General features: G+C 70.7%; 16 protein-coding genes. 9 read left to right on the top strand and 7 right to left on the bottom strand.

Going from position 1 to position 18,966, the window contains the following annotated elements:
• Positions 1-127 precede the first annotated feature (127 nt).
• The 4 genes from ACQP2O_RS35990 to ACQP2O_RS35975 form a co-directional block, all read right to left on the bottom strand.
• Positions 128-1,300, bottom strand: a complete 1,173-nt coding sequence (locus tag ACQP2O_RS35990; RefSeq protein ID WP_433173035.1) for a cation:proton antiporter — start codon at positions 1,298-1,300, stop codon at positions 128-130.
• A 6-nt stretch (positions 1,301-1,306) separates the two neighbouring features.
• On the bottom strand, positions 1,307-1,819 hold the full coding sequence (locus tag ACQP2O_RS35985) for a cation:proton antiporter regulatory subunit (protein WP_433173033.1): 513 nt from the start codon (positions 1,817-1,819) through the stop codon (positions 1,307-1,309).
• 6 nt (positions 1,820-1,825) lie between these two features.
• Positions 1,826-1,987 carry a hypothetical protein gene (locus ACQP2O_RS35980; RefSeq protein ID WP_433173031.1) on the bottom strand — a complete coding sequence of 54 codons (162 nt, stop codon included), beginning with the start codon at positions 1,985-1,987 and terminating at the stop codon, positions 1,826-1,828.
• A gap of 194 nt (positions 1,988-2,181) precedes the next feature.
• Positions 2,182-2,562 (bottom strand): hypothetical protein, encoded by a 381-nt coding sequence (locus tag ACQP2O_RS35975; protein WP_433173029.1) that lies wholly within the window; start codon positions 2,560-2,562, stop codon positions 2,182-2,184.
• 263 nt (positions 2,563-2,825) lie between these two features.
• Between ACQP2O_RS35975 and ACQP2O_RS35970 the strand changes: the two genes are divergently transcribed.
• Positions 2,826-6,068 carry a glycoside hydrolase family 2 TIM barrel-domain containing protein gene (locus ACQP2O_RS35970; RefSeq protein ID WP_433173027.1) on the top strand — a complete coding sequence of 1,081 codons (3,243 nt, stop codon included), beginning with the start codon at positions 2,826-2,828 and terminating at the stop codon, positions 6,066-6,068.
• A 406-nt stretch (positions 6,069-6,474) separates the two neighbouring features.
• Here ACQP2O_RS35970 and ACQP2O_RS35965 read toward each other — a convergent pair whose 3' ends face one another.
• Positions 6,475-7,050: a hemerythrin domain-containing protein gene (locus ACQP2O_RS35965; RefSeq protein ID WP_433173025.1), complete on the bottom strand. Its 576-nt coding sequence runs from the start codon at positions 7,048-7,050 to the stop codon at positions 6,475-6,477.
• 292 nt (positions 7,051-7,342) lie between these two features.
• On the opposite strand from ACQP2O_RS35965, the gene ACQP2O_RS35960 reads away from it, so the two are divergent.
• Genes ACQP2O_RS35960 through ACQP2O_RS35950 form a run of 3 tightly spaced genes read left to right on the top strand, consistent with a single transcriptional unit; the run spans position 7,343 to position 10,032 of the window.
• A complete protein-coding gene (locus ACQP2O_RS35960; RefSeq protein WP_433173023.1) occupies positions 7,343-8,482 on the top strand; it encodes an MraY family glycosyltransferase in 1,140 nt (379 codons plus the stop codon).
• A gap of 45 nt (positions 8,483-8,527) precedes the next feature.
• The gene (locus tag ACQP2O_RS35955) at positions 8,528-9,295 is read left to right on the top strand and encodes a class I SAM-dependent methyltransferase (RefSeq protein WP_433173021.1); all 768 of its coding nucleotides are present in this window, start codon (positions 8,528-8,530) and stop codon (positions 9,293-9,295) included.
• 23 nt (positions 9,296-9,318) lie between these two features.
• The gene (locus ACQP2O_RS35950; RefSeq protein WP_433173019.1) at positions 9,319-10,032 is read left to right on the top strand and encodes a PIG-L deacetylase family protein; all 714 of its coding nucleotides are present in this window, start codon (positions 9,319-9,321) and stop codon (positions 10,030-10,032) included.
• Positions 10,033-10,253: 221 nt separating this feature from the next.
• On the opposite strand, the gene ACQP2O_RS35945 is transcribed toward ACQP2O_RS35950, so the two are convergent.
• Positions 10,254-11,270, bottom strand: coding sequence for a hemolysin family protein (locus tag ACQP2O_RS35945; protein ID WP_433173017.1), 1,017 nt, complete (start codon positions 11,268-11,270; stop codon positions 10,254-10,256).
• Positions 11,258-12,622, bottom strand: coding sequence for a hemolysin family protein (locus ACQP2O_RS35940; RefSeq protein ID WP_433173015.1), 1,365 nt, complete (start codon positions 12,620-12,622; stop codon positions 11,258-11,260). Before ACQP2O_RS35940 ends, ACQP2O_RS35945 begins: the two co-directional genes overlap by 13 nt.
• A 339-nt stretch (positions 12,623-12,961) precedes the next feature.
• Here ACQP2O_RS35940 and ACQP2O_RS35935 point away from each other — a divergent pair, with 339 nt between their 5' ends.
• From ACQP2O_RS35935 to ACQP2O_RS35915, 5 genes are read left to right on the top strand one after another with little or no spacing between them, the layout of a single operon-like run.
• On the top strand, positions 12,962-14,104 hold the full coding sequence (locus ACQP2O_RS35935) for a LacI family DNA-binding transcriptional regulator (protein WP_433173013.1): 1,143 nt from the start codon (positions 12,962-12,964) through the stop codon (positions 14,102-14,104).
• On the top strand, positions 14,025-15,308 hold the full coding sequence (locus ACQP2O_RS35930; RefSeq protein ID WP_433173011.1) for an ABC transporter substrate-binding protein: 1,284 nt from the start codon (positions 14,025-14,027) through the stop codon (positions 15,306-15,308). The genes ACQP2O_RS35935 and ACQP2O_RS35930 overlap by 80 nt, the downstream gene beginning before the upstream one ends.
• 55 nt (positions 15,309-15,363) lie before the next feature.
• Positions 15,364-16,374: a carbohydrate ABC transporter permease gene (locus ACQP2O_RS35925; RefSeq protein ID WP_433173009.1), complete on the top strand. Its 1,011-nt coding sequence runs from the start codon at positions 15,364-15,366 to the stop codon at positions 16,372-16,374.
• Positions 16,371-17,240, top strand: a complete 870-nt coding sequence (locus ACQP2O_RS35920) for a carbohydrate ABC transporter permease (protein ID WP_433173007.1) — start codon at positions 16,371-16,373, stop codon at positions 17,238-17,240. Before ACQP2O_RS35925 ends, ACQP2O_RS35920 begins: the two co-directional genes overlap by 4 nt.
• 60 nt (positions 17,241-17,300) lie before the next feature.
• Positions 17,301-18,935 (top strand): glycoside hydrolase family 13 protein, encoded by a 1,635-nt coding sequence (locus ACQP2O_RS35915; protein ID WP_433173005.1) that lies wholly within the window; start codon positions 17,301-17,303, stop codon positions 18,933-18,935.
• Positions 18,936-18,966 lie beyond the last annotated feature (31 nt).

The following is an 18,966-nucleotide window of genomic DNA, read 5'->3' as shown; positions in this document are numbered from 1 at the left end:
GCGTGACGGGCGTGACGGGCGTGACCGGCGTGACCGGATGGCCCGGTCTGTGAGCGCGTGACCGGGTGCCGCGTCGCCGCAGTCGGCGGGCGAGCGCCTGGGGGGCGCTGCCCGCCGACATCAGGGGTCAGACCCGCCGCTCGCCGACACGGGCCAGGACGACACGGGAGAGGGAGTCCGCGCTCCGGGCCAGCAGCGGCCCGGCGATCGCGAGGATCAACACGTACGCCGCGGCGAGCGGCCCGAGGCGCGGATTCGTCCCCGCGCCGACCGCCAGGCCCGCGACGACGATGCTGAACTCTCCGCGAGGGACCAGCGCCGTTCCGGCGCGCAGGCGGCCGGCCGGACCCACTCCCGCCCGCCGGGCCGCCAGCCACCCGGTCGCGAGCTTCGTGGCCACACCGGCGATTGCCAGCGCCGCGGCGATTCCGGCGACCGGCGGCAGGTCCGCCGGATCGGTGTGCAGGCCGAAGAACACGAAGAACACCGCCGCGAACAGGTCCCGGAGCGGACTGAGCAGCTGCCGGGCGTCATGGGCGAGCGGTCCGGACAGCGCGATGCCGACGAGGAACGCCCCCACGGCGGCCGACACCTGCAGTTGCTGGGCGAGCCCGGCGACCAGGACGGTCAGCCCGAGCACCTTCAGCAGGAGCACCTCACGGCTGGGGCTCGCGACGAAACGCTGCACGATCTCGCCGTGCCGCAGCGCGACGAACAGGATCGCGCTGATCGTCACCCCGGCTGCCAGCAGCGCGAGCCCGCCGCCGAGCAGCCCCGCCCCCGCGAGCAGCGCGGTGAGGATCGGCAGGTACGCGGCCATCGCCAAATCCTCGAAGACCAGCACCGACAGCACGCTGGGAGTCTCGCGGTTCCCGAGCCGGCCCAGGTCGCCCATCACCTTCGCGGTGATCCCGGAGGACGTGACGTACGTGATGCCGCCCAGCGCCACCGCCGCCACCGGACCCCAGCCCAGCAGGAGCGCGGCTGCGACGCCGGGTGTGGCGTTGAGCACCAGGTCGGACAGCCCCACAGGGGCGGAGGTCCGTAGCGTCGTCACCAGTTCGTCGGCCGTGTACTCCAGGCCGAGGGTGAACAGCAGGAGGATCACGCCGACCTCGGCGCCGACCGAGACGAACTCCTCGCTGGTGGTCAGCGGGAGCACGCCACCGGATCCGAACGCGAGCCCGGCCAGCAGGTACAACGGGATCGGTGAGATGGAGAACCGGACCGCGACCGCGCCGAGCAGCCCGAGGCCCAGGATGATGGCGCCCAGCTCGATCAGTTGGGTGGTCGAGTGCATGGGCGGCTACCCCGTGCCCAGCAGCGCGGCGACGGCCGCGGTGCCGTCGGCGGTGCCGACCACCAGGACGATGTCACCCGCCCGGAAGACGAAGTCCGGGCGCGGGCTGGCGAGCACGTCGCCGCCGCGGACGACCGCCACGATCGACGCGCCGGTCCGGGTACGGGCCCGAGTGTCGCCGAGCGGCCGCCCGTCATAGGGCGAACCGGCGGTGATCGGCACCTGCTCACTGACCAGGCCCTCGACGTGGCGGTGCAGCTCGGTCAGGCGTTCGACGACGCGCGCGGTGCCGAGGAGCTCGGCGACCGCGCCGGCCTCCTCCGCGGTCAGCGCGATCGTCGTGGCGGCGCAGTCGGGGTCGTCCCGGTCGAAGACGACCACGTCGCGGCGGCCGCTGTGGTGGGACACGACCCCGACGCGCCGGCCGCGGGTCGTCGTGAACACGTGTTGCAGGCCGATCCCCGGCAGGGAGGTGCGTTCGATCTCCACGAGAATCCTCTCAGGCTCGTCGTGCGTCACGGGATCTCACTGGTTGTAGGCCGCGTGGACCATCGCCAGAACGTTCGCGGTGATCAGTACCGCCAGCGCCGGCAGGCCGAGACGCGCGTTGTCACGGCGGAACATCACACCGAACAGCAGCGCACCGCCGGCGACGAGGACGGCGATGGCGACGAGAAGGTAGGTCACTGTCGTTTCTCCACGTAGGACGCCGGTGTGAGGCACCGGCGGCCCGCGGACCGGCGGCATGGCGCGCCGAAGTCCGCGGACGGGGCATGGTCGGGAGACGGGCGCGCCGTCACGCGGCGAGAGCGCCCGTGTTCCGGGGAGCGGACACCCGGATACGCGCCGACGACCGGCGACCGGCTCTCGCGGCCGCCCGGTTACGCCGACGTGGAGGGAGCGGTGACCGGGGGAGCCCGGCCGCCCCGCGCCGGCCGGTCACCCGCCGGCGTACGGGAAGAGGCCCGGTGCGGCCCTCGCCACCAGACGGGACGCCCCGCCGAGATCGACGTGCCCTTCGGGTCGGCCGCCCTGAGCGGCGCCTTGCCGGCCTGCCGGTGCTCGCCGAGCCGAGGCTGGTGCCGACCGTGCTCGGCGGCGCCGGCGGCACCCGTGGCGGGCGCGGCCACCACCGTGGAGGTCAGGGGAGCGGCGCCCGAAGAGGAAGCGGAGGTGGCGTCGAAGACGTGGCCGGAACCGAGCAACAGCAGCAGTGAGACGAAGATCGCCGGAACCCACCGGCGCATCCGCTCACCGGACACGGCCGCCCTCCCCCCATCCGTCGCGACGACACACCTCACTCCGACCCTACCGGCACCCCGCCGCCCGGGGCGAAGATCACCCCTACGCGCGCCGCCCGCCTTCGTCTGCGAAGGGGGCTGTCCGAAACCGGACATCCCGCCGCCATTGACGTGGTCGTGCCGACTGAGGATCCTCAAGCAGCCGTATTCCGAAAGCTGTTCGATATCTCGGACAGGTGATCCCGGGGGCCGTCTCCGCCCGGGATCGAGCCTCGAGGAGCCGGATGTCCAGGAAGCTCTCTGCAAGGGCCGCCCTTCGACTGCTGATCGCCGTCGCCACCTTCGCCGCGACGGCCGGCGTGCCGCTCGCCACGGCGTCCGGCGTCACCCCCTCGGGGCCCGCGGCGGCGAGCGCGACCGGCGGCGACAGGAGCCTGGACTTCGACGCCGGCTGGAGGTTCGCCCTGGCCAACCCCGAGGGCATCACCGACCCGACGGGCGCGTACGCCCACGCCGCCGACCCCGGGTACGACGACTCCTCGTGGCGTCAGGTCGACCTTCCCCATGACTGGAGCATCGAACGCGACCCGACACCGACCGGCGGCACCGACGCCGGCACCGGGTTCCTGCAGGGCGGCCTCGGCTGGTACCGCAAGACGTTCACCCTGCCGCCGTCGATGGCCGGCAAGCGGATCTCCATCGACTTCGACGGCGTCTACATGGACTCCACCGTCTACCTGAACGGCCGGCAGATCGCGAACCACCACTACGGCTACACCGGGTTCGCCGCCGACCTGACCGGTTCGGTGCACACGGACGGCAGGACCCCGAACGTCGTCGCGGTGAAGGTCCAGAACCAGCTGCCGAGCAGCCGGTGGTACTCCGGCAGCGGGATATACCGGGACGTCCACCTCACCGTGACCGACCCGGTGCACGTCCAGCGGCACGGCGTCTTCGTCACCACGCCGGACCTGGAGCACACCATCGGGTCCGGCTACGCGAACGTGCACGTCCGGACGGACGTCGCCGACGAGGGCGCGGGAACCGCCCAGGTCGCGGTCGTGTCCCATGTCCAGGACGCCCGGGGCCGTACGGTGGCGCGGGCGACCTCGAACCTCACCGTGGGAGACCGGCCGGAGACCGCCACCGCGGACCTCCGGGTCGCGCACCCCGAGCTCTGGTCGACCGACCGTCCCTACCTGTACTCCCTGCGCACCGACCTGGTCGTCGCCGGTCGCACGGTCGACACGACGACGACCCGCTTCGGGATCCGGTGGTTCCGCTTCGACCCGGACAAGGGCTTCTCGCTCAACGGCCGGTACACCAAGCTGAAGGGCGTCGACCTGCACCACGACGGCGGGGCGCTCGGCGCCGCCGTCACGAAGGACACGCTGTACCGCCAGATGAAGCTTATGAAGAGCATGGGCGTCAACGCGTTCCGCACCTCGCACAACCCGCCGTCGCCGGAGATGGTGCAGGTCTGCGAGGAACTCGGGATCGTCATGATGGTCGAGGCGTTCGACACCTGGCGCACGCCCAAGGTCAAGTACGACTACGGGCGTTTCTTCGACGCCGACAGCGACGCGGACATCACGGAGATGGTGAACGCCGCCAAGAACTCCCCGTCCGTCGTCCTGTGGTCGATCGGCAACGAGATCCCCGACTCGACGTCGCCGGCCGGCGTGCCCATCGCCAAGCGGCTGATCGCGGACGTCCGGTCGATCGACACCAGCCGCCCGATCGTCATGGGCTCCGACAAGTACCGCAGCGTGCCGGCCCCCGGGTCGGCGCAGGACCAGATCCTCGGGCTGCTGGACGGGCTCGGGCTGAACTACAACACGGCGGGGTCGGTGGACGCGCTGCACGCGCGGTACCCCGGGAAGTTCTTCTTCGAGTCCGAGTCGTCGTCGGAGACCTCGACGCGCGGCGTCTACCAGGACCCCGACCAGCTCAACACCGGCGAGAACTACACCCCGGGCCGGCGCGGCACCTCGTCGTACGACAACAACCTCGCGTCCTGGACGATGAGCGGCGAGTACGGGCTGAAGAAGGACCGTGACCGGCGCTTCTTCGCCGGTGAGTTCCTGTGGTCCGGCATGGACTACATCGGCGAGCCCACCCCGTACAACGTGTTCCCGGTCAAGTCCTCCTTCTTCGGGGCCGTCGACACGGCGGGCTTCCCGAAGGACATGTACTACCTGTTCAAGAGCCAGTGGACCGACACCCCAATGGTCCACCTCCTGCCGATGAACTGGACCGACCACAAGCCGGGCGAGCGGGTGCAGGTGTGGGCCTACTCCAACGCCGACACGGTCGAGCTGTTCCTGAACGGCAGGTCGCTGGGCACGCGGAGGTTCGACCACAAGACGACGGCGGACGGGAGGGCGTACCTCGAGACGACCGAGGCCACCCACGACGACAAGAACGTCACCTCCGGGCCGTACCCGGGCAGCTACACCAGCCCCACCGGCAGCGCGGGCAAACTCCATCTGACCTGGGACGTTCCCTTCGCGCCCGGACGGCTGACCGCCGTGGCGCGGAGCGGCGGCAAGGTCGTGGCCACCGACGAGCTGAGGACCGCCGGGACGCCGTACACGGTCCGTCTCTCTCCGGACCGGAAGGACCTCGCGGCCGACGGCCGGTCCCTGTCGTACGTCACCGCCGAGGTGGTGGACGCACGGGGCGTCGTCGTCCCGGGCGCCGAGAACGCGATCCACTTCGCCGTCACCGGAGGGAGCCTGGCGGGCCTGGACAACGGCCGTCAGGAGAGCGCGGAGAACTACAAGGCCCCGACCAGGCGGGCGTGGGCCGGAAAGGCGCTGGCGATCGTCCGGGCGGGCGACCGCGCCGGCCCGGTGACGCTCACCGCGACGTCGCCCGGACTGCGTCCGGCGTCGGCGACGATCCAGGCACGTGCCGCCGCGAAGGTCGCCCAGGTCGCGGCCGTGCCTCAGGCGATCACCGTCCCGGCGGCGAGTACGCCGGCGCGCGCCACGCCCGCGGGACCCACGCGCGTCGCGGCGCCGGGGAGTACGACGGCCCCACGGAACCTGACCGCCCCCGAGCTGAGCCCCAGCGCGGACGCGAGCTACTCGGGCGCCCCCGACACGGTGCCCGCCGCGATGCTGGACGGCGTCACGACGTCCGGCGGCTGGTCGAACTACTACGACAAAGCGGCGACGGCCCTGCTGCCGTCCGTCAGCAGGGCACGCCCCGCCGACTGGATCTCGGTGTCCTGGCCGGAGCCCCACCGGTTCGGGACGATCAAGGCGTACTTCACCACCGGCTCCGGGCGCGCCCGGCCCGCCGCGATCGGCGTCACCTACCGGCAAGACGGGCGGGACGTCCCGGTGCGCCACCTGAAGATCGACTGGGCGGACGGGTCGAACCAGCCGACCACGATCACCTTCGACCCGGTGACCGCGCCGAGCGTCCGGCTCGACCTGACGAGCCCGGCGCCCGGCACCACCACGGGTTTCCTCCAGGTGGCGGAGCTTCAGGTCATCGGCACGGCGGACGGCCCGTGATCGCCCAGGCGGTCCGCGGCGGGCGGAAGGGCTGGCGCCGATCTGGCGCGGGCCCTGCCGTGACGGGCGATCGGGATCGGCTCCCGATCGCCCACCCGGAATCACCCGATCCGGGGTCGCCGGTCGCACCCGGCCGCCCGGAGACGACCGCGTCGTGCGACTGACGATAAATGCGCCATCGCATTCCGAATCGACCGCAATGCGCGGTCTCTTTCAACTGTGGCGGTAACGGACTGTAGCGTCAAGAGTGCAAACGGTAAACAATCGTTCAGCGCCCCCATTCGGCCGAATCCGGGGTGCACCACCATCGGACCGACAAGATCGCCACGAGGTCACGCTCTCCACGTACGTCACCCCGCCGAAGTGGAGCGCCTCGGGCCGGCTTGCGTCGGCCGCGCCGGCGCCGTCACTTCTTGTCGCGGCCGATCACCTTGCGGACCACGTCGCGCGTCCGGTCGGCGGCGGAGGCGAACGTGCCGATCAGGATGTTCTTGGCGGCGGACTCCACACCCGGATGCGGGTGGGTGGGCGCCGCCGCCTCCGCGGCCTTGATCGCCGCGGCGAGGCCGCGCAACTCCGGGCCGCCCATCTCCCGCAGCCGGGTGAACTCCTCGCGTTCCTCGTGCTCGGCGTGGTCGATGACGGACTTGCGGAATTCGGTGAACAGCGGTTCGAAGCCGGCCGTCGAGGTGCCCATCTTCTCCAGGGCCTGCAGGACCCGCTTACCCTCGTTCTCCTCTTGCAGTCGGGCGTCGACGATCCGGTCGCCGTCCGGGATGACCCGGCGGGCCAATGGGTGGACGACCTCCTCCTCCGCCGTCTCGTGCACGGCCAGGAAGCGGCAGAGCTTCTCGAACGCCTCCTCGCGGGCATGGCCTCTGCTCTTGTCGACCTCGTCGAAGAGGCGGCGGATCTCCTGGTGCTGGTGGATGAGCAGGTCGATCGCGTCCTTCTCCGGCATCGTCTCAGGTCGCTGAGTCATCGCGCGTTCCTTCCCCCCTGGTGTCTCCCCGTATGTGCCTATTGCGACATTGCCGGTGCTGACCTGCTTAAACGCTTGTCCGATCGGTGCCGATCCACCCGGAAAAGGGGGCTTTCCGGGCGGCCACTTTCTTCGATCATGTCGGTGGGACGACCCTGGTTTTGATCAACGATCTCTAGCCTGATCTCCAGAATGGTCACGGACGGTGACGTCCCGTCGCGTGACCGTCGTCGGAGCCCGGAAGGCGTGCCATGCCCCGCACCAGGAGACAGGCCCTAGAAGAGCGGTGGCCGTGCCGCCGTGGCTGAGGGCGGCCGGCGCGGCCCTCGCGGCGCTCGTGCTGGCCGACGTGCTGAGCGTGGCGCTCGGCCGGTACGCCCTGCGGCACGGCCTCATCGATTGGCCGGCCGTGCGAAAGGCGCACACGCGACCGACCCCGTACCTCGGCGGCGTCGCGATCGCCGCCGGCACGCTGGCCTCGGCCGCGGTCGCGATCTCCGACTGGGATCGGCGGATCGCGGTCGTCGTCCTCGCCGGCGTCGTCGTCGCGCTCGTCGGCCTGTACGACGATCTGCGGCCGACCCGCCCGGCGTTCCGGCTGGTCGTGGAGGGCGCCGCCGCCACGGCGGTGGTCCTGGCAGGGGGACGCATCGGCCTCTTCGGGCACTGGCTGGACCCCGTGGTCACGGCGGCGTGGATCGTCGTGCTCACCAACTCCTTCAACCTCCTGGACAACATGGACGGTGTGGCGGCGGCGGTCGCCGTCGGCGGCGCCTGCCCCATCGCCGCGGCGGCCTACCTGGAGGGCCAGAGCGGCCTGGCCCTGCTGCTGATGTCGCTGTCCGCGGCGTGCCTGGGATTCCTCGTGCACAACTGGGCGCCCGCCCGGATGTTCATGGGCGACGCCGGCTCGCTGTTCATCGGCTTCCTCCTGGCGACGGCCGCCGTCATGGTGCGGGTGCCCGGCGGATCTACGGCGAGGTCGGCGGAGCTCTTCCTGTTCACGTTCGTGGCGACCGTCGACACCTGCCTGGTCGTGATCGCGCGTCCCCGCGCCGGGCTGTCCTGCTTCACGGCCGGCACCGACCACGCGTCCCACCGGTTGCAGGCGATGGGGCTCACCGTCCGTCAGGTCGGCCTGGCCCTGTTCGCCATCGCGGTCGCGGCGGGCCTGTGCGGGGTCGGCGTGGCCACCGCCCGGTTGCCCGAGGTCGCAACGCTCGCGGCGGCGGCCGTCGGGGCCGCCGCGCTGATCGGGTTCCTGCTGAACGTCCCGGTGTACGCCGCCAAGGCCCACGTGCCGGAGCCGGCTTCCGTCCTCGAGACGGCGGACTCGGCGGTGGCTCATCCCGACCACCGCTCCATCTCCTCGCCGAAGCTCCGCGTCGTTCACGACGCGCCGAAAAAGCAGGTGGAAAATGCGCTCGAATAGCATCGACGCCGACCGACCCGTTTTCTCAGCGAGGTGACGCAGAGAATGGACATCAGTTACCAGGAGACCCAAGACCGTCTCGCGAACCGCATCCGCGCCCACAAACTCTTCGGGAACTTCGAGATCGGTGATTGGATCGATGCCTTTCTCGCCTGGAACCGGCCGCGCCATGTCCTTGACCTCGGGTGCGGGGACGGCAACCACCTCGGTCTCTTCCTGCGGCACGTCGGCGAGGACGGCACCGTGACCGGGATCGACCGCGACGGCGGACTGATCGAGCGGGCGAGCGGGCGCCATCCGGACGCCGGCAACCTCGCCCTGCACATCGGGTCGATGGACGACAAGCTGCCGTTCGCCGACGGGTCCTTCGACCTGTGCACGGCGAACTTCTCGATCTACAACGCCCAGGACGCCGACTTCACGCTGCGTGAACTGCACCGGGTGCTGGTGCCCGGGGGTGAGCTGGTGATGGTCGGTCCCGGCCCGGGCAACGTCATGGAGCTGTACGAGTTCAACGAGAAGGTGACCGGTCGCCGGGTCGACGAGAAGACGCTGCGGCGTACCGAGCGCATCGTCAAGGAATTCCTGCCGCGCTCGCTGCAGATATTCGGCCGGGTCCGGGCGGAAGTCCTCAATTCAGTCCTCACCTTCCCGGATCGGGAGGAGTTTCTCCGCTATTTCTGTTCGACCCTTCTCTACGAGGAGATCGCCGAACGTGAGGGTTACTCGCTCGACGCGCTCAAGGCCTACTGCCCGGCGAGCGGCGAGATGCTCGTGTCGAAGGAAATGGTCGCCGTGACGGCGACGAGATGATCCCGGCGGAAGGCGAGTGGCACATGACCATTGACTGGGCGGACCAGCGGCTCCTCGTGGTCGCTCCCCATCCCGATGACGAGCTCCTGGGCTGCGGCGCGCTCATGAGCCGGGTGAAACGCGCCGGGGGCGAGGTGTTCGTCCTCTTCGTCACAGTGGGCGACACGCGTGACTTCTCGCGGACCGGCCGCTCGACCGGCCGCGAACGCGAACGCGAGATCGACGACGTCGCGAAGTACGTCACCCTGGACGGTCACCACCTGGCACTGCCGGGCGAGGAGTTCCACCTCAGGCTCGACCAGCTGCCCCAGCAGCGTCTGATCGACCTCATCGAGCGCGACGGCCCGCTCGCCGTCTCCCAGATCCGTCCGTCCGTCGTCCTGATCCCCGAGCTCAGCAGCTACAACCAGGACCACCGCGCCGTCGCCGCGGCGGCGATCACCGCACTGCGACCGGGCCCCCGGCGCGACCGTCACCAGCCGGACCTGATCCTCATGTACGAGGAGGTGGCCGACGGCTGGAGCGGCGAGACGGTCTCGCCCCGGAACTTCCACGTCGTCGTCGAGCCGGTCGACCTCGACCGCAAGATCGAGGGGCTCCGCCGCTACACGAGCCAGTGGCGCACGCACCCGAACACACGGTCGGAGGAGGCGCTCCGTGCGCTCGCCGCGATCCGCGGAGCGCAGTGCGGCGAGCCGCTGGCCGAGGCGTTCCACTGCCTGCGCTGGAAGGGCTGACGACCCACTCCCCGTCGCGGCGCGTCCATGGAGGCGTCGGCGCGGGACGCTCGCCTCCTGGACGGACCCTGCGGAAGCACGAACCACGCCGGCGAGCCCCGGCCGCGACCGGCGACCGCGTCGGCCGACCGGCGGCCGCGTCCGGCTCGGTGCGGATTGCCGGCGAGCCCCAGCCACGACGGCGACCGCGTCGCGACCGGTACGCCTCGGCCGCGTCCGGATCAGTGTGGATTGCCGGCGAGTAGCTCGCTGAGCAGATCGTCGAGGCTGACGATGCCGAGGAACGGGTCGTCGGAGGTCGCGACGAGGGCGAGCTGGGCCCGCGCCCGTCGCAGCCTGCTCACGGCGGCCAGCACGGTGGTGCCCGGCGCCAGCGTGGGCAGCGGATAGGTCATGTCCGCGGCGGCCCGGCCGGTGGCCGCGCGGGGGAGGGCGTCGCGCACGTGCAGCAGGCCGAGGATCCCGGCCCTGCCGTCCCGTACGAGCAGCCGGGTGTGGCCGCTCGCCGCGGACGCCCGCCGGATCTCCTCGGGGGCGGCGTCGGCGGGGACCACCGTCACCTGCTCGGCGGGCACGACCAGGTGGTCGATGCCCGCGTTCCGCGTGGTGATGGCCCGGCCCAGCAGGTCGTGCTCGGCGTGGTCGATCAGCCCCAGCCGGCGCGACTCGCCGATCAGGTGGGACAGCCGTTGCGGGTCGGCGGGCGCCTCCGCCGCATCCCGTGGCCGTACGCCGACGAGCCGGAGCAGGCCGTTGGTCACCCCGTTGAGGGCGGCCAGCAGGGGCCGCGACAGCCGCGCGAACCCGCGGAACGGGACCGCGAGGACCAGGGCGGACCGCTCGGGATGCGCGATCGCCCAGGACTTCGGCGCCATCTCGCCGACGACCATGTGCAGGAAGGTCACCACGCCCAGCGCCAGCGTGAACGCCACCGCGTGCCCGGCCGCCTCGGGGACGCCGAGGGCCGCCAGCGGCGCGTCGAGCACGGACTCGAAGGTCGGCTCGGTGACGACGCCCAGCCCCAGGGAGCACATCGTGATGCCCAGCTGTGCCCCCGCCAGCATGAGCGACAGCTCGTCGATCCCGGCGACAGCCGCCCGTGCCGCCCTACCGCCGCGCGCGGCTGCCCGCTCGAGCCGGGGGCGTTTCGCGGCGACGAGCGCGAACTCCGAGGCGACGAAGAAGGCGTTGCCGGCCAGCAGCAGGAGCGTGACCAGCGCGGAGGTCAGCGGGTCCACGACGCCTCCCCGTCAGGTGCGGCGGTGGCGAGCGGAAGGGCCCGCAGCCGTACGGTCCGGGCGACGCGGCGGCGCACCGCGAGGACCTCGATCTCGGCGCGTCCCGGCGGACCGTACCCGGGGTCGAGCTCCACCTCGATCCGGTCGCCGGCGCGCGGCAGCCGGTGGAGGTTGGTCATGACCAGTCCGCTGAGGCTGTCGTAGGCGGCGTCGGCGGGCAGCGCCAGCCCCGTCAGGTCGCGGACCTGCGCGATCCGCGTCGCGGCGTTCAGCACCCAGACCCCCTCGCCGCGCGTCGGGTCCGCCTCCGCGGCGTCGTTCTCGTCGGCGATCTCGCCCACGAGCTCTTCGGCGATGTCCTCAAAGGTGAGGATCCCGGCCAGGCCGCCGTACTCGTCGACGACGGCGGCGAACTCCTGGCGGGCCTCCCACATCCGGGCCGTGACCTCGTGGACCTCGAGCGTGTCCGGGACGAGCAGCGCCGGGCGCATCATCGTCTCGACCGTCCGGTCGTCGCCACCATCGGCGTCGAGGGCGGCGAGTTCGCGGACGCCGACGACGCCGACGACGTCGTCGATGTCGCCTTCCCAGACCGGATAGTCGGTGTGGCCGGCGCGGGCGACGAGGTCGGTCAGCTCCGCCACGGTCGTGGTCCGCGGGACGGCGACGACGTCGGGGCGGGGCACCATGACCTCGGCCGCGGTGCGCTCCCGGAAGGTCAGCGCGCGCTGGAGCAGGTCGGACAGGTCCGGCGGCAGGTGGCCCGCTCGCCGGGACTCGCCGATGATGTCGCCGAGCTCCTCCAGGGTCGCCCCGTGGTGCAGCTCCTCCACGGGCTCGACTCCGAACAACCGCACCAGCCGGGCCGCGGTGGTGTCGAACAACCGCACCAGCGGGCCGGCCACGGCGAGGTAGGCCAGCGTCGAGGCGGCCAGGGCCTTGGCGACCGGTTCGGCCCGGGCCAGCGACAGGTTCTTGGGCAGCAGTTCGCCGAGCACCATCTGGATCACGGTCGCCAGCAGGAACCCCGCGACGACCGCGACGCCGTCGGCCCCGCCGCCGGACAGGCCCAGGTGCCCGAGTGCCGGGGCGATCAGCGCGGACATGGCGGGTTCGGCGATGAAGCCGACGATCAGGGCGGTGACCGTGATGCCCAGCTGGGCACCGGACAACATGAACGAGAGCCGGCTCATCACGGTCAGGGCCCGCGCGGCCCGCTTGTCGCCGTGCTCGGCCTCCGTGCTGAGCGCGGCCCGGTCGGCGGAGACGAAGGCGAACTCCTGGGCCACGAAGTAACCGGTCGCGGCCGTCAGCGCCAGGATGGCGACGACGCCGGCCAGGGCGCTCACCACCGTGGTGCCCCCGGACTGGAAGGGTCCGACGCCGCGGACACCACATCCCCCCTCATCGGTTCGATCCTCATGACGTCAACGACCCGGCTCCGCCCCGATGTTCCCCCCCGAAGCGATCACCTCAAGGGAACCTCAAACCTCTTCCCGGAGGCGCTCCGCAGTGGCATCGTCCTGTCCAGGGGACGCGGAGCAGCCAGGACTCGCTCCCGACACGCCCGTGTAACGAGCTGGAAACGTGTGTGACATGTGCTTGACATGACTTCTCGCGCGGTGGCAATTTGAACGATCAAATCGCCACGGTTGTGACGGAAACTTCCGAATCCGACGCAAGGGAGAGGCATGAGCGGCCGAAACGCGAACGGAGTCACGATCTCCGATGTCGCCGCGGCCGCCGGTGTCTCGCGCCAGACCGTATCGAACGTGCTCAACGCTCCCGCGCGGGTGGCGCCCGAGACGGCCGAGCGCGTGCGGCAGGCCATCGAGCTGCTCGGCTACCGTCCGAACCGCGCCGCGCAGAACCTGCGCGAGCGCGCCAGCCGGTGCATCGGACTGAAGATCGCCGCGCCGATCGGCGTGAGCAACTTCCTGGACCGCTTCCTCTACGCCCTCACGTCGGCGGCCGGGGCGGCCGGCTACCACCTCCTGCTGTTCGCCCCGACGGCCGTGGACGAGGAACTCGCCGTGTACGAGGACCTGATTCGCACCGGCACGGTCGACGGCTTCGTGCTGGCGGACGTGTCGGCCAAGGACCGGCGGCTGCCGTGGTTCGCCGAGCGCCGCATCCCCTTCGTCTGCTTCGGCCGGCCCTGGGGACAGGAGAACGGGCCGTACACCTGGGTGGACGTCGACGGGGCGTACGGCATCGAGCAGGCCGTCGACCATCTCGTCGTGCGCAGGCACCAGCGGATCGCCTATCTCGGCTGGCCGGAGGGCACCGGGTTCGGCGACGAGCGGCGGAAGGGCTGGCTGCGGGCCATGGAACGGCACGGCCTGCCGGTCGACGGCCTGATCGGCGTGTGCGCCGAGGGCGTCGCCGTCGCGGCCGAGGCGGCCGAGCGGCTCATGCGGTCGCCCACGCCGCCGACCGCCTTCGTGTGCGGCAGCGACACCCACGCGGTCGGGGCCAGGCTCGCCGGAGGCCTGGACGCGGACGGCCGCCCGCGGGTCGAGGTCGTGGGCTTCGACGACTCACCGGCCGCGACCTTGATCTCACCCCGGATGTCGAGCATCCGGCAGCCGCTCGACGAGGTCGCGCACCGCGTCGTCGGCCTGCTCAAGGCACGGGTCCAGGGCAGTGATTCCCCGCCCGAGGGGGTGATGTTGCGTCCAGAACTCGTGGCACGGGAGTTACGAAGACCGACATCCGACCCCTGTAGTGAACAACCCCGAGGATGGAGTAAAGGTGGCATCCATATCGAAGATGGCCCGCTGGACCGTCGTCGCGACGAGCGTCGCGGTGATGGCCGCAGGGTGTGGCGGTAGCAAGAGCGACGACAAGGGCTCCAAGAACGCCGGTGCGCTGAGCGGCCGCGGGCCGATCACGCTGGCGACCGGTAAGGACACGTCGGGCAACCTGCAGAACCTGGTCAACGCCTGGAACCAGCAGCACCCGAAGGAGCAGGCCCGGATCGTCGAGCTGCCCGAGGACGCGGACGCGCAGCGGCAGCAGATGGTGCAGAACGCCCAGACCAAGTCCAACGCGTACAGCGTCCTGAACCTGGACGTCGTGTGGACGGCGGAGTTCGCGGCCAACCGGTGGGTCACGCAGCTGCCGAAGACGCAGTTCGACCTGACGAAGTTCCTCCCGTCGGCGACCAAGACCGCCGAGTACCGGAACAACCTGTACGCCGCCCCCTGGAAGACCGACTCCGGTCTGCTGTACTACCGCAAGGACCTGCTGGACAAGGCGGGCATCACGGCGCCGCCGAAGACCTGGGCGGAGATGCAGCAGGACTGCGCCAAGCTCAAGGGCAACAACTGCTACGCCGGCCAGTTCGAGAAGTACGAGGGCCTGACGGTCAACTTCTCCGAGGCCGTCAACAGCGCCGGTGGCGTGGTCGTCGGCGAGGACGGCAAGCCGAACGTCAACACCCCGCAGGCCAAGCAGGGCCTGAACTTCCTCGTCCAGGGCTTCAAGAGCGGGATGATCCCCAAGGAGGCCATCAGCTACAAGGAGGAGGAGTCCCGCCGCGCGTTCGAGAAGGGCAACCTGGTCTTCCTCCGCAACTGGCCGTACCAGTACGCCCTGTCCAACAAGAAGGGTGACTCCAAGGTCGTCGGCAAGTTCGCCGTCGCCCCGCTGCCGGGCCTGAGCGGCCCCGGCTCGCCGACCCTCGGCGGCCACAACCTGGCGATCTCCGAGTTCGCCCCGAACAAGGCCACCGCGCTGGACTTCATCAAGTACCTCACCAGCGAGCAGACCGAGCGCGCCAACCTCATCGCGTCCTCCGAGGCCCCGACGCTGGCGTCGCTGTACGACGACCCGGAGCTGCAGAAGAAGTTCCCCTACCTGCAGACGCTCAAGGCGTCCCTCCAGAACGCCAAGCCGCGGCCGCAGGCCGTGCGGTACAACGACGTGACCGCCGCGATCCAGGAGGCCGCCTACTCGGCCCTCACCGGCAAGTCGACCACCGACCAGGCACTGGCCGACCTGCAGACCAAGCTCGGACAGCTCGTCACGCCATAGCCGTGCCCCGTGGCGGGACGCCCGCCGTCCCGCCACGGGCCCCGAGGAGGGCTCCATGACCACTACTACCGCCGAACCGGCAGCCGCGGCGCCGGTAAAGCAGAACAAGCGCGATGTCCAGGGCTCGGGTCGCCTGGCCGCCGTGCTGCTTTCGCCGACCTTCCTGGTTCTCGCCCTGGTCGTCGGCTACCCCATCGTCGAGGCGCTTCGCGAGTCGCTCTACCAGAAGAACCAGGGCCTCGACGCCAGCGGCTTCGTCGTCAGCGGCGACAAGTTCGTCGGCCTCAAGAACTACACCGACATCTTCACCGGCGTGAAGTCCGACGCCTTCTGGAACGCGTTCTGGAACACCACGTTCTTCACCGTCACCAGCGTGATCATCGAGGTCGTGCTCGGCATCGCGATGGCGCTGATCATGCACCGGGCGTTCCGCGGCCGGGCCTTCGTCCGGGCGAGCATCCTCGTGCCCTGGGCGATCCCGACCGCCGTGTCCGCGCTGCTGTGGCGCTGGGTGTTCCAGGCCGACGGCGTGGCCAACGCGATCATCGGCCACCAGGTCCTGTGGACCACCGAGGGCTTCCACGCGAAGGTCGCCGTCATCATCGCCGACACGTGGAAGACCGCGCCGTTCGTCGGCCTGCTCGCCCTCGCCGGCCTCCAGCTGATCCCCGCCGAGGTCTACGAGGCCGCCAAGGTCGACGGGGCGAGCGCGTGGCACACGTTCCGTAAGATCACCCTGCCGCTGATCAAGCCGGTCCTGCTCGTCGCCGTGCTGTTCCGGCTGCTCGACGTGCTGCGGATGTTCGACCTGCCGTTCGTCCTGATCGGCGCGCACAAGGACTCGGTGAACACCCTGTCCATGCTCGCCTACGACGAGGCGAACAACCTGCGGTACGGCCCGGCGGCAGCGTTCGCCACGATCCTGTTCGTTTACGTCGTGGTCATCGCGTACGCCTTCGTGAAGCTGCTCGGTGCCGACATCATCGGCGAGGCGCGGTCGCGTAAGTCCGCGACGTCCAAGCGAGCCAAGAAGGGGGCGCGTGCCGCCCGGGAGGTAACGGCATGACCGCCATTTCCACTACAAAGTCGGGGTCCACCGGACGCGGGGGCGTCAACCTGCGGAAGGTGCTCTCGTACCTCGGCATGATCGTCGTGGCGCTCTACTGTCTGGCGCCGTTCTACTGGATGGTCGTGTCGGCCTTCCGGCGGCCCGAGGACCAGTTCAGCAACTCGCCGATCCCCCTGCCGTTCTCGATCAAGAACTTCACGGTGGTGTTCAAGCCCGACGTCGGGTTCGGGCGGGCGCTGCTGAACAGCCTCGTCGTCGCGGGCGCGACGACGGTGCTCACGCTGGTCGTCGGCACCTTCACCGCGTACGCGCTGGCCCGGCTGGACTTCCGGTTCAAGAACATCACGCTCGGCATCATCGTCGCGACGTCGATGTTCCCGACGATCTCCCTGCTCGTCCCGCTGCTGCACCTGTTCACCGACATCAAGTGGATCAACACCTACCAGGCGATGATCCTGCCGAGCCTGTCGTTCGCGCTGCCGCTGGCGGTCTGGAACCTCACCGCGTTCTTCCGGCAGATGCCGTTCGAGCTGGAATACGCGGCGATGGTCGACGGCTGCACACGCGGCCAGGCATTCCGGAAGATCATCGTTCCGCTCGCGGCGCCGGGCGTCTTCACCACCGCGATCATCGCGTTCATCGCCGCGTGGAACGAGTTCATGATCGCACTGAGCATGGTGAACAAGAAGGAGATGCAGACGGCCACCGTGTCGATCTCCAAGTTCACCGGAGCGTACGGGTTCGACCAGCCGTTCGGCACGCAGATGGCGGCCGGCGTGCTCGTCACCGTGCCGCTCGTCATCGTCGTGCTGGTCCTCCAGCGCCGCATCATCGCCGGTCTCACCTCCGGCGGCGTGAAGTAGCGCGACGCAGTCCCCCCACCCCCCGAAGGGAAACCATCCCTTAACCCCCGAAGGGAAACCGTGTACGTCAACGCCCCCTGGTGGCGCAGCGCCGTCATCTACCAGATCTACATTCGCAGCTTCGCCGACGCGAACGGTGACGGGATCGGCGACATCGCCGGCATTCGGTCCCGGTTGCCGTACCTGCGCGACCTTGGCGTCGACGCCGTCTGGATCACGCCGTGGTACCCGTCGCCGATGGCCGACGGTGGCTACGACGTGGCGGACTACACCGATATCGACCCGATGTTCGGGACCCTGGCCGACGCGGACGCCCTGATCGGCGACGCGCACGACCAGGGTCTCAAAGTGATCATCGATATCGTTCCCAACCACACCTCCGACCGGCACACGTGGTTCCAGGCCGCGCTCGCGGCCGGCCCGGGCAGCCCCGAGCGCGACCGGTACGTCTTCCGGACCGGTCGCGGGGCCGACGGCGAGCTGCCGCCGAACGACTGGCGCAGCACGTTCGGCGGCGCGGCCTGGACCCGGGTGCCGGACGGAGAGTGGTACCTCCACCTGTTCGCCCCCGAACAGCCGGACCTGAACTGGGAGAACCCCGAGGTCCGCGCGGAGTTCGAGCGGGTGCTGGCGTTCTGGTTCGACCGCGGCGTCGATGGCTTCCGCATCGACGTCGCGCACGGCCTGATCAAGCAGGACGGCCTGCCGGACCTCGGCGGCGAGGAAGAGGACGTCCTCGAGCCGACCACGCGCCTCGACCACCCGCACTGGGACCGCGACGGGGTCCACGAGATCTACCGCGGCTGGCGGCGGGTGGCCGACCGTTACGACGGCGACCGCACGTTCGTGGCGGAGGCGTGGGTGGGGAGCCCGGAGCGGCTGGCACGGTACGTCCGCCCCGACGAGCTGCACACCGCCTTCAACTTCGACTACCTGCGGGCCTCCTGGGACGCCGCGAACCTGCGCTCCGTCATCGACGGGAGCCTGGCCGCCCTGGCCCAGGAGGACGCGCCGGCCACCTGGGTGCTGTCCAACCACGACGTGGTCCGCCACGTCACGCGGTACGGCCGGAGCGACACCGGCGGGCGCGGTCCCCAGGGCGACGTCGAGGAGCCCGTCGACCTGGAGCTCGGCACCCGCCGGGCGCGCGCCGCCGCGCTGCTCATGCTGGCCCTGCCCGGCGGCGCGTACGTCTACCAGGGCGAGGAGCTCGGCCTTCCCGAAGTCGAGGACCTGCCCGAGTCGGCCTTGCAGGACCCGGTTTGGGAACGTTCCGGCCACACGTCCCGTGGCCGTGACGGCTGCCGGGTGCCGATTCCGTGGTCCGGTGACGGTGAGCCGTACGGATTCGGCCCCGACGGGAGCACGCCGTGGCTTCCGCAGCCGGAGTCCTGGAAGGGCTACTCCGCCGAGGCGGAGGCCGGCGATCCGGCCTCCATGCTCGAGCTCTACCGGTCCGCGCTGCGGCTCCGGCACGAGCGCGCAGCCCTGGGCGACGGCGGCCTGACCTGGGACGACGACGCTCCAGAGGGTGTGCTGCGGTTCACCCGCGCTCCGGGCTTCGCCTGCGTCGTCAACCTGTCCGGCGAGCCGTACCAGCTGTCGGCCGACACCGAGGTGCTGCTCGCCAGCGGTCCGCTCGACGGCGGCCTGCTGCCCACGGACACCGCCGCCTGGCTCGCGGTGTCCGACTGACCGGTCTGTCGCGAAGTCCCCGTTCGTAGCA

This window comes from Actinoallomurus sp. CA-150999, assembly GCF_050942425.1.
Taxonomy (GTDB): Bacteria; Actinomycetota; Actinomycetes; order Streptosporangiales; family Streptosporangiaceae; genus Actinoallomurus.
Note: the sequence above shows the minus strand (reverse complement) of the source record. Positions and strands in the feature narration are given on the sequence as shown.

Coding starts and splice junctions, on each gene's coding strand:
- ACQP2O_RS35965 (WP_433173025.1), bottom strand. CDS start 7,050: ATGACTCAGCGACCTGAGACGATGCCGGAGAAGGACGCGATCGACCTG.
- ACQP2O_RS35990 (WP_433173035.1), bottom strand. CDS start 1,300: ATGCACTCGACCACCCAACTGATCGAGCTGGGCGCCATCATCCTGGGC.
- ACQP2O_RS35920 (WP_433173007.1), top strand. CDS start 16,371: ATGACCGCCATTTCCACTACAAAGTCGGGGTCCACCGGACGCGGGGGC.
- ACQP2O_RS35955 (WP_433173021.1), top strand. CDS start 8,528: ATGGACATCAGTTACCAGGAGACCCAAGACCGTCTCGCGAACCGCATC.
- ACQP2O_RS35925 (WP_433173009.1), top strand. CDS start 15,364: ATGACCACTACTACCGCCGAACCGGCAGCCGCGGCGCCGGTAAAGCAG.
- ACQP2O_RS35950 (WP_433173019.1), top strand. CDS start 9,319: ATGACCATTGACTGGGCGGACCAGCGGCTCCTCGTGGTCGCTCCCCAT.
- ACQP2O_RS35935 (WP_433173013.1), top strand. CDS start 12,962: ATGAGCGGCCGAAACGCGAACGGAGTCACGATCTCCGATGTCGCCGCG.
- ACQP2O_RS35970 (WP_433173027.1), top strand. CDS start 2,826: ATGTCCAGGAAGCTCTCTGCAAGGGCCGCCCTTCGACTGCTGATCGCC.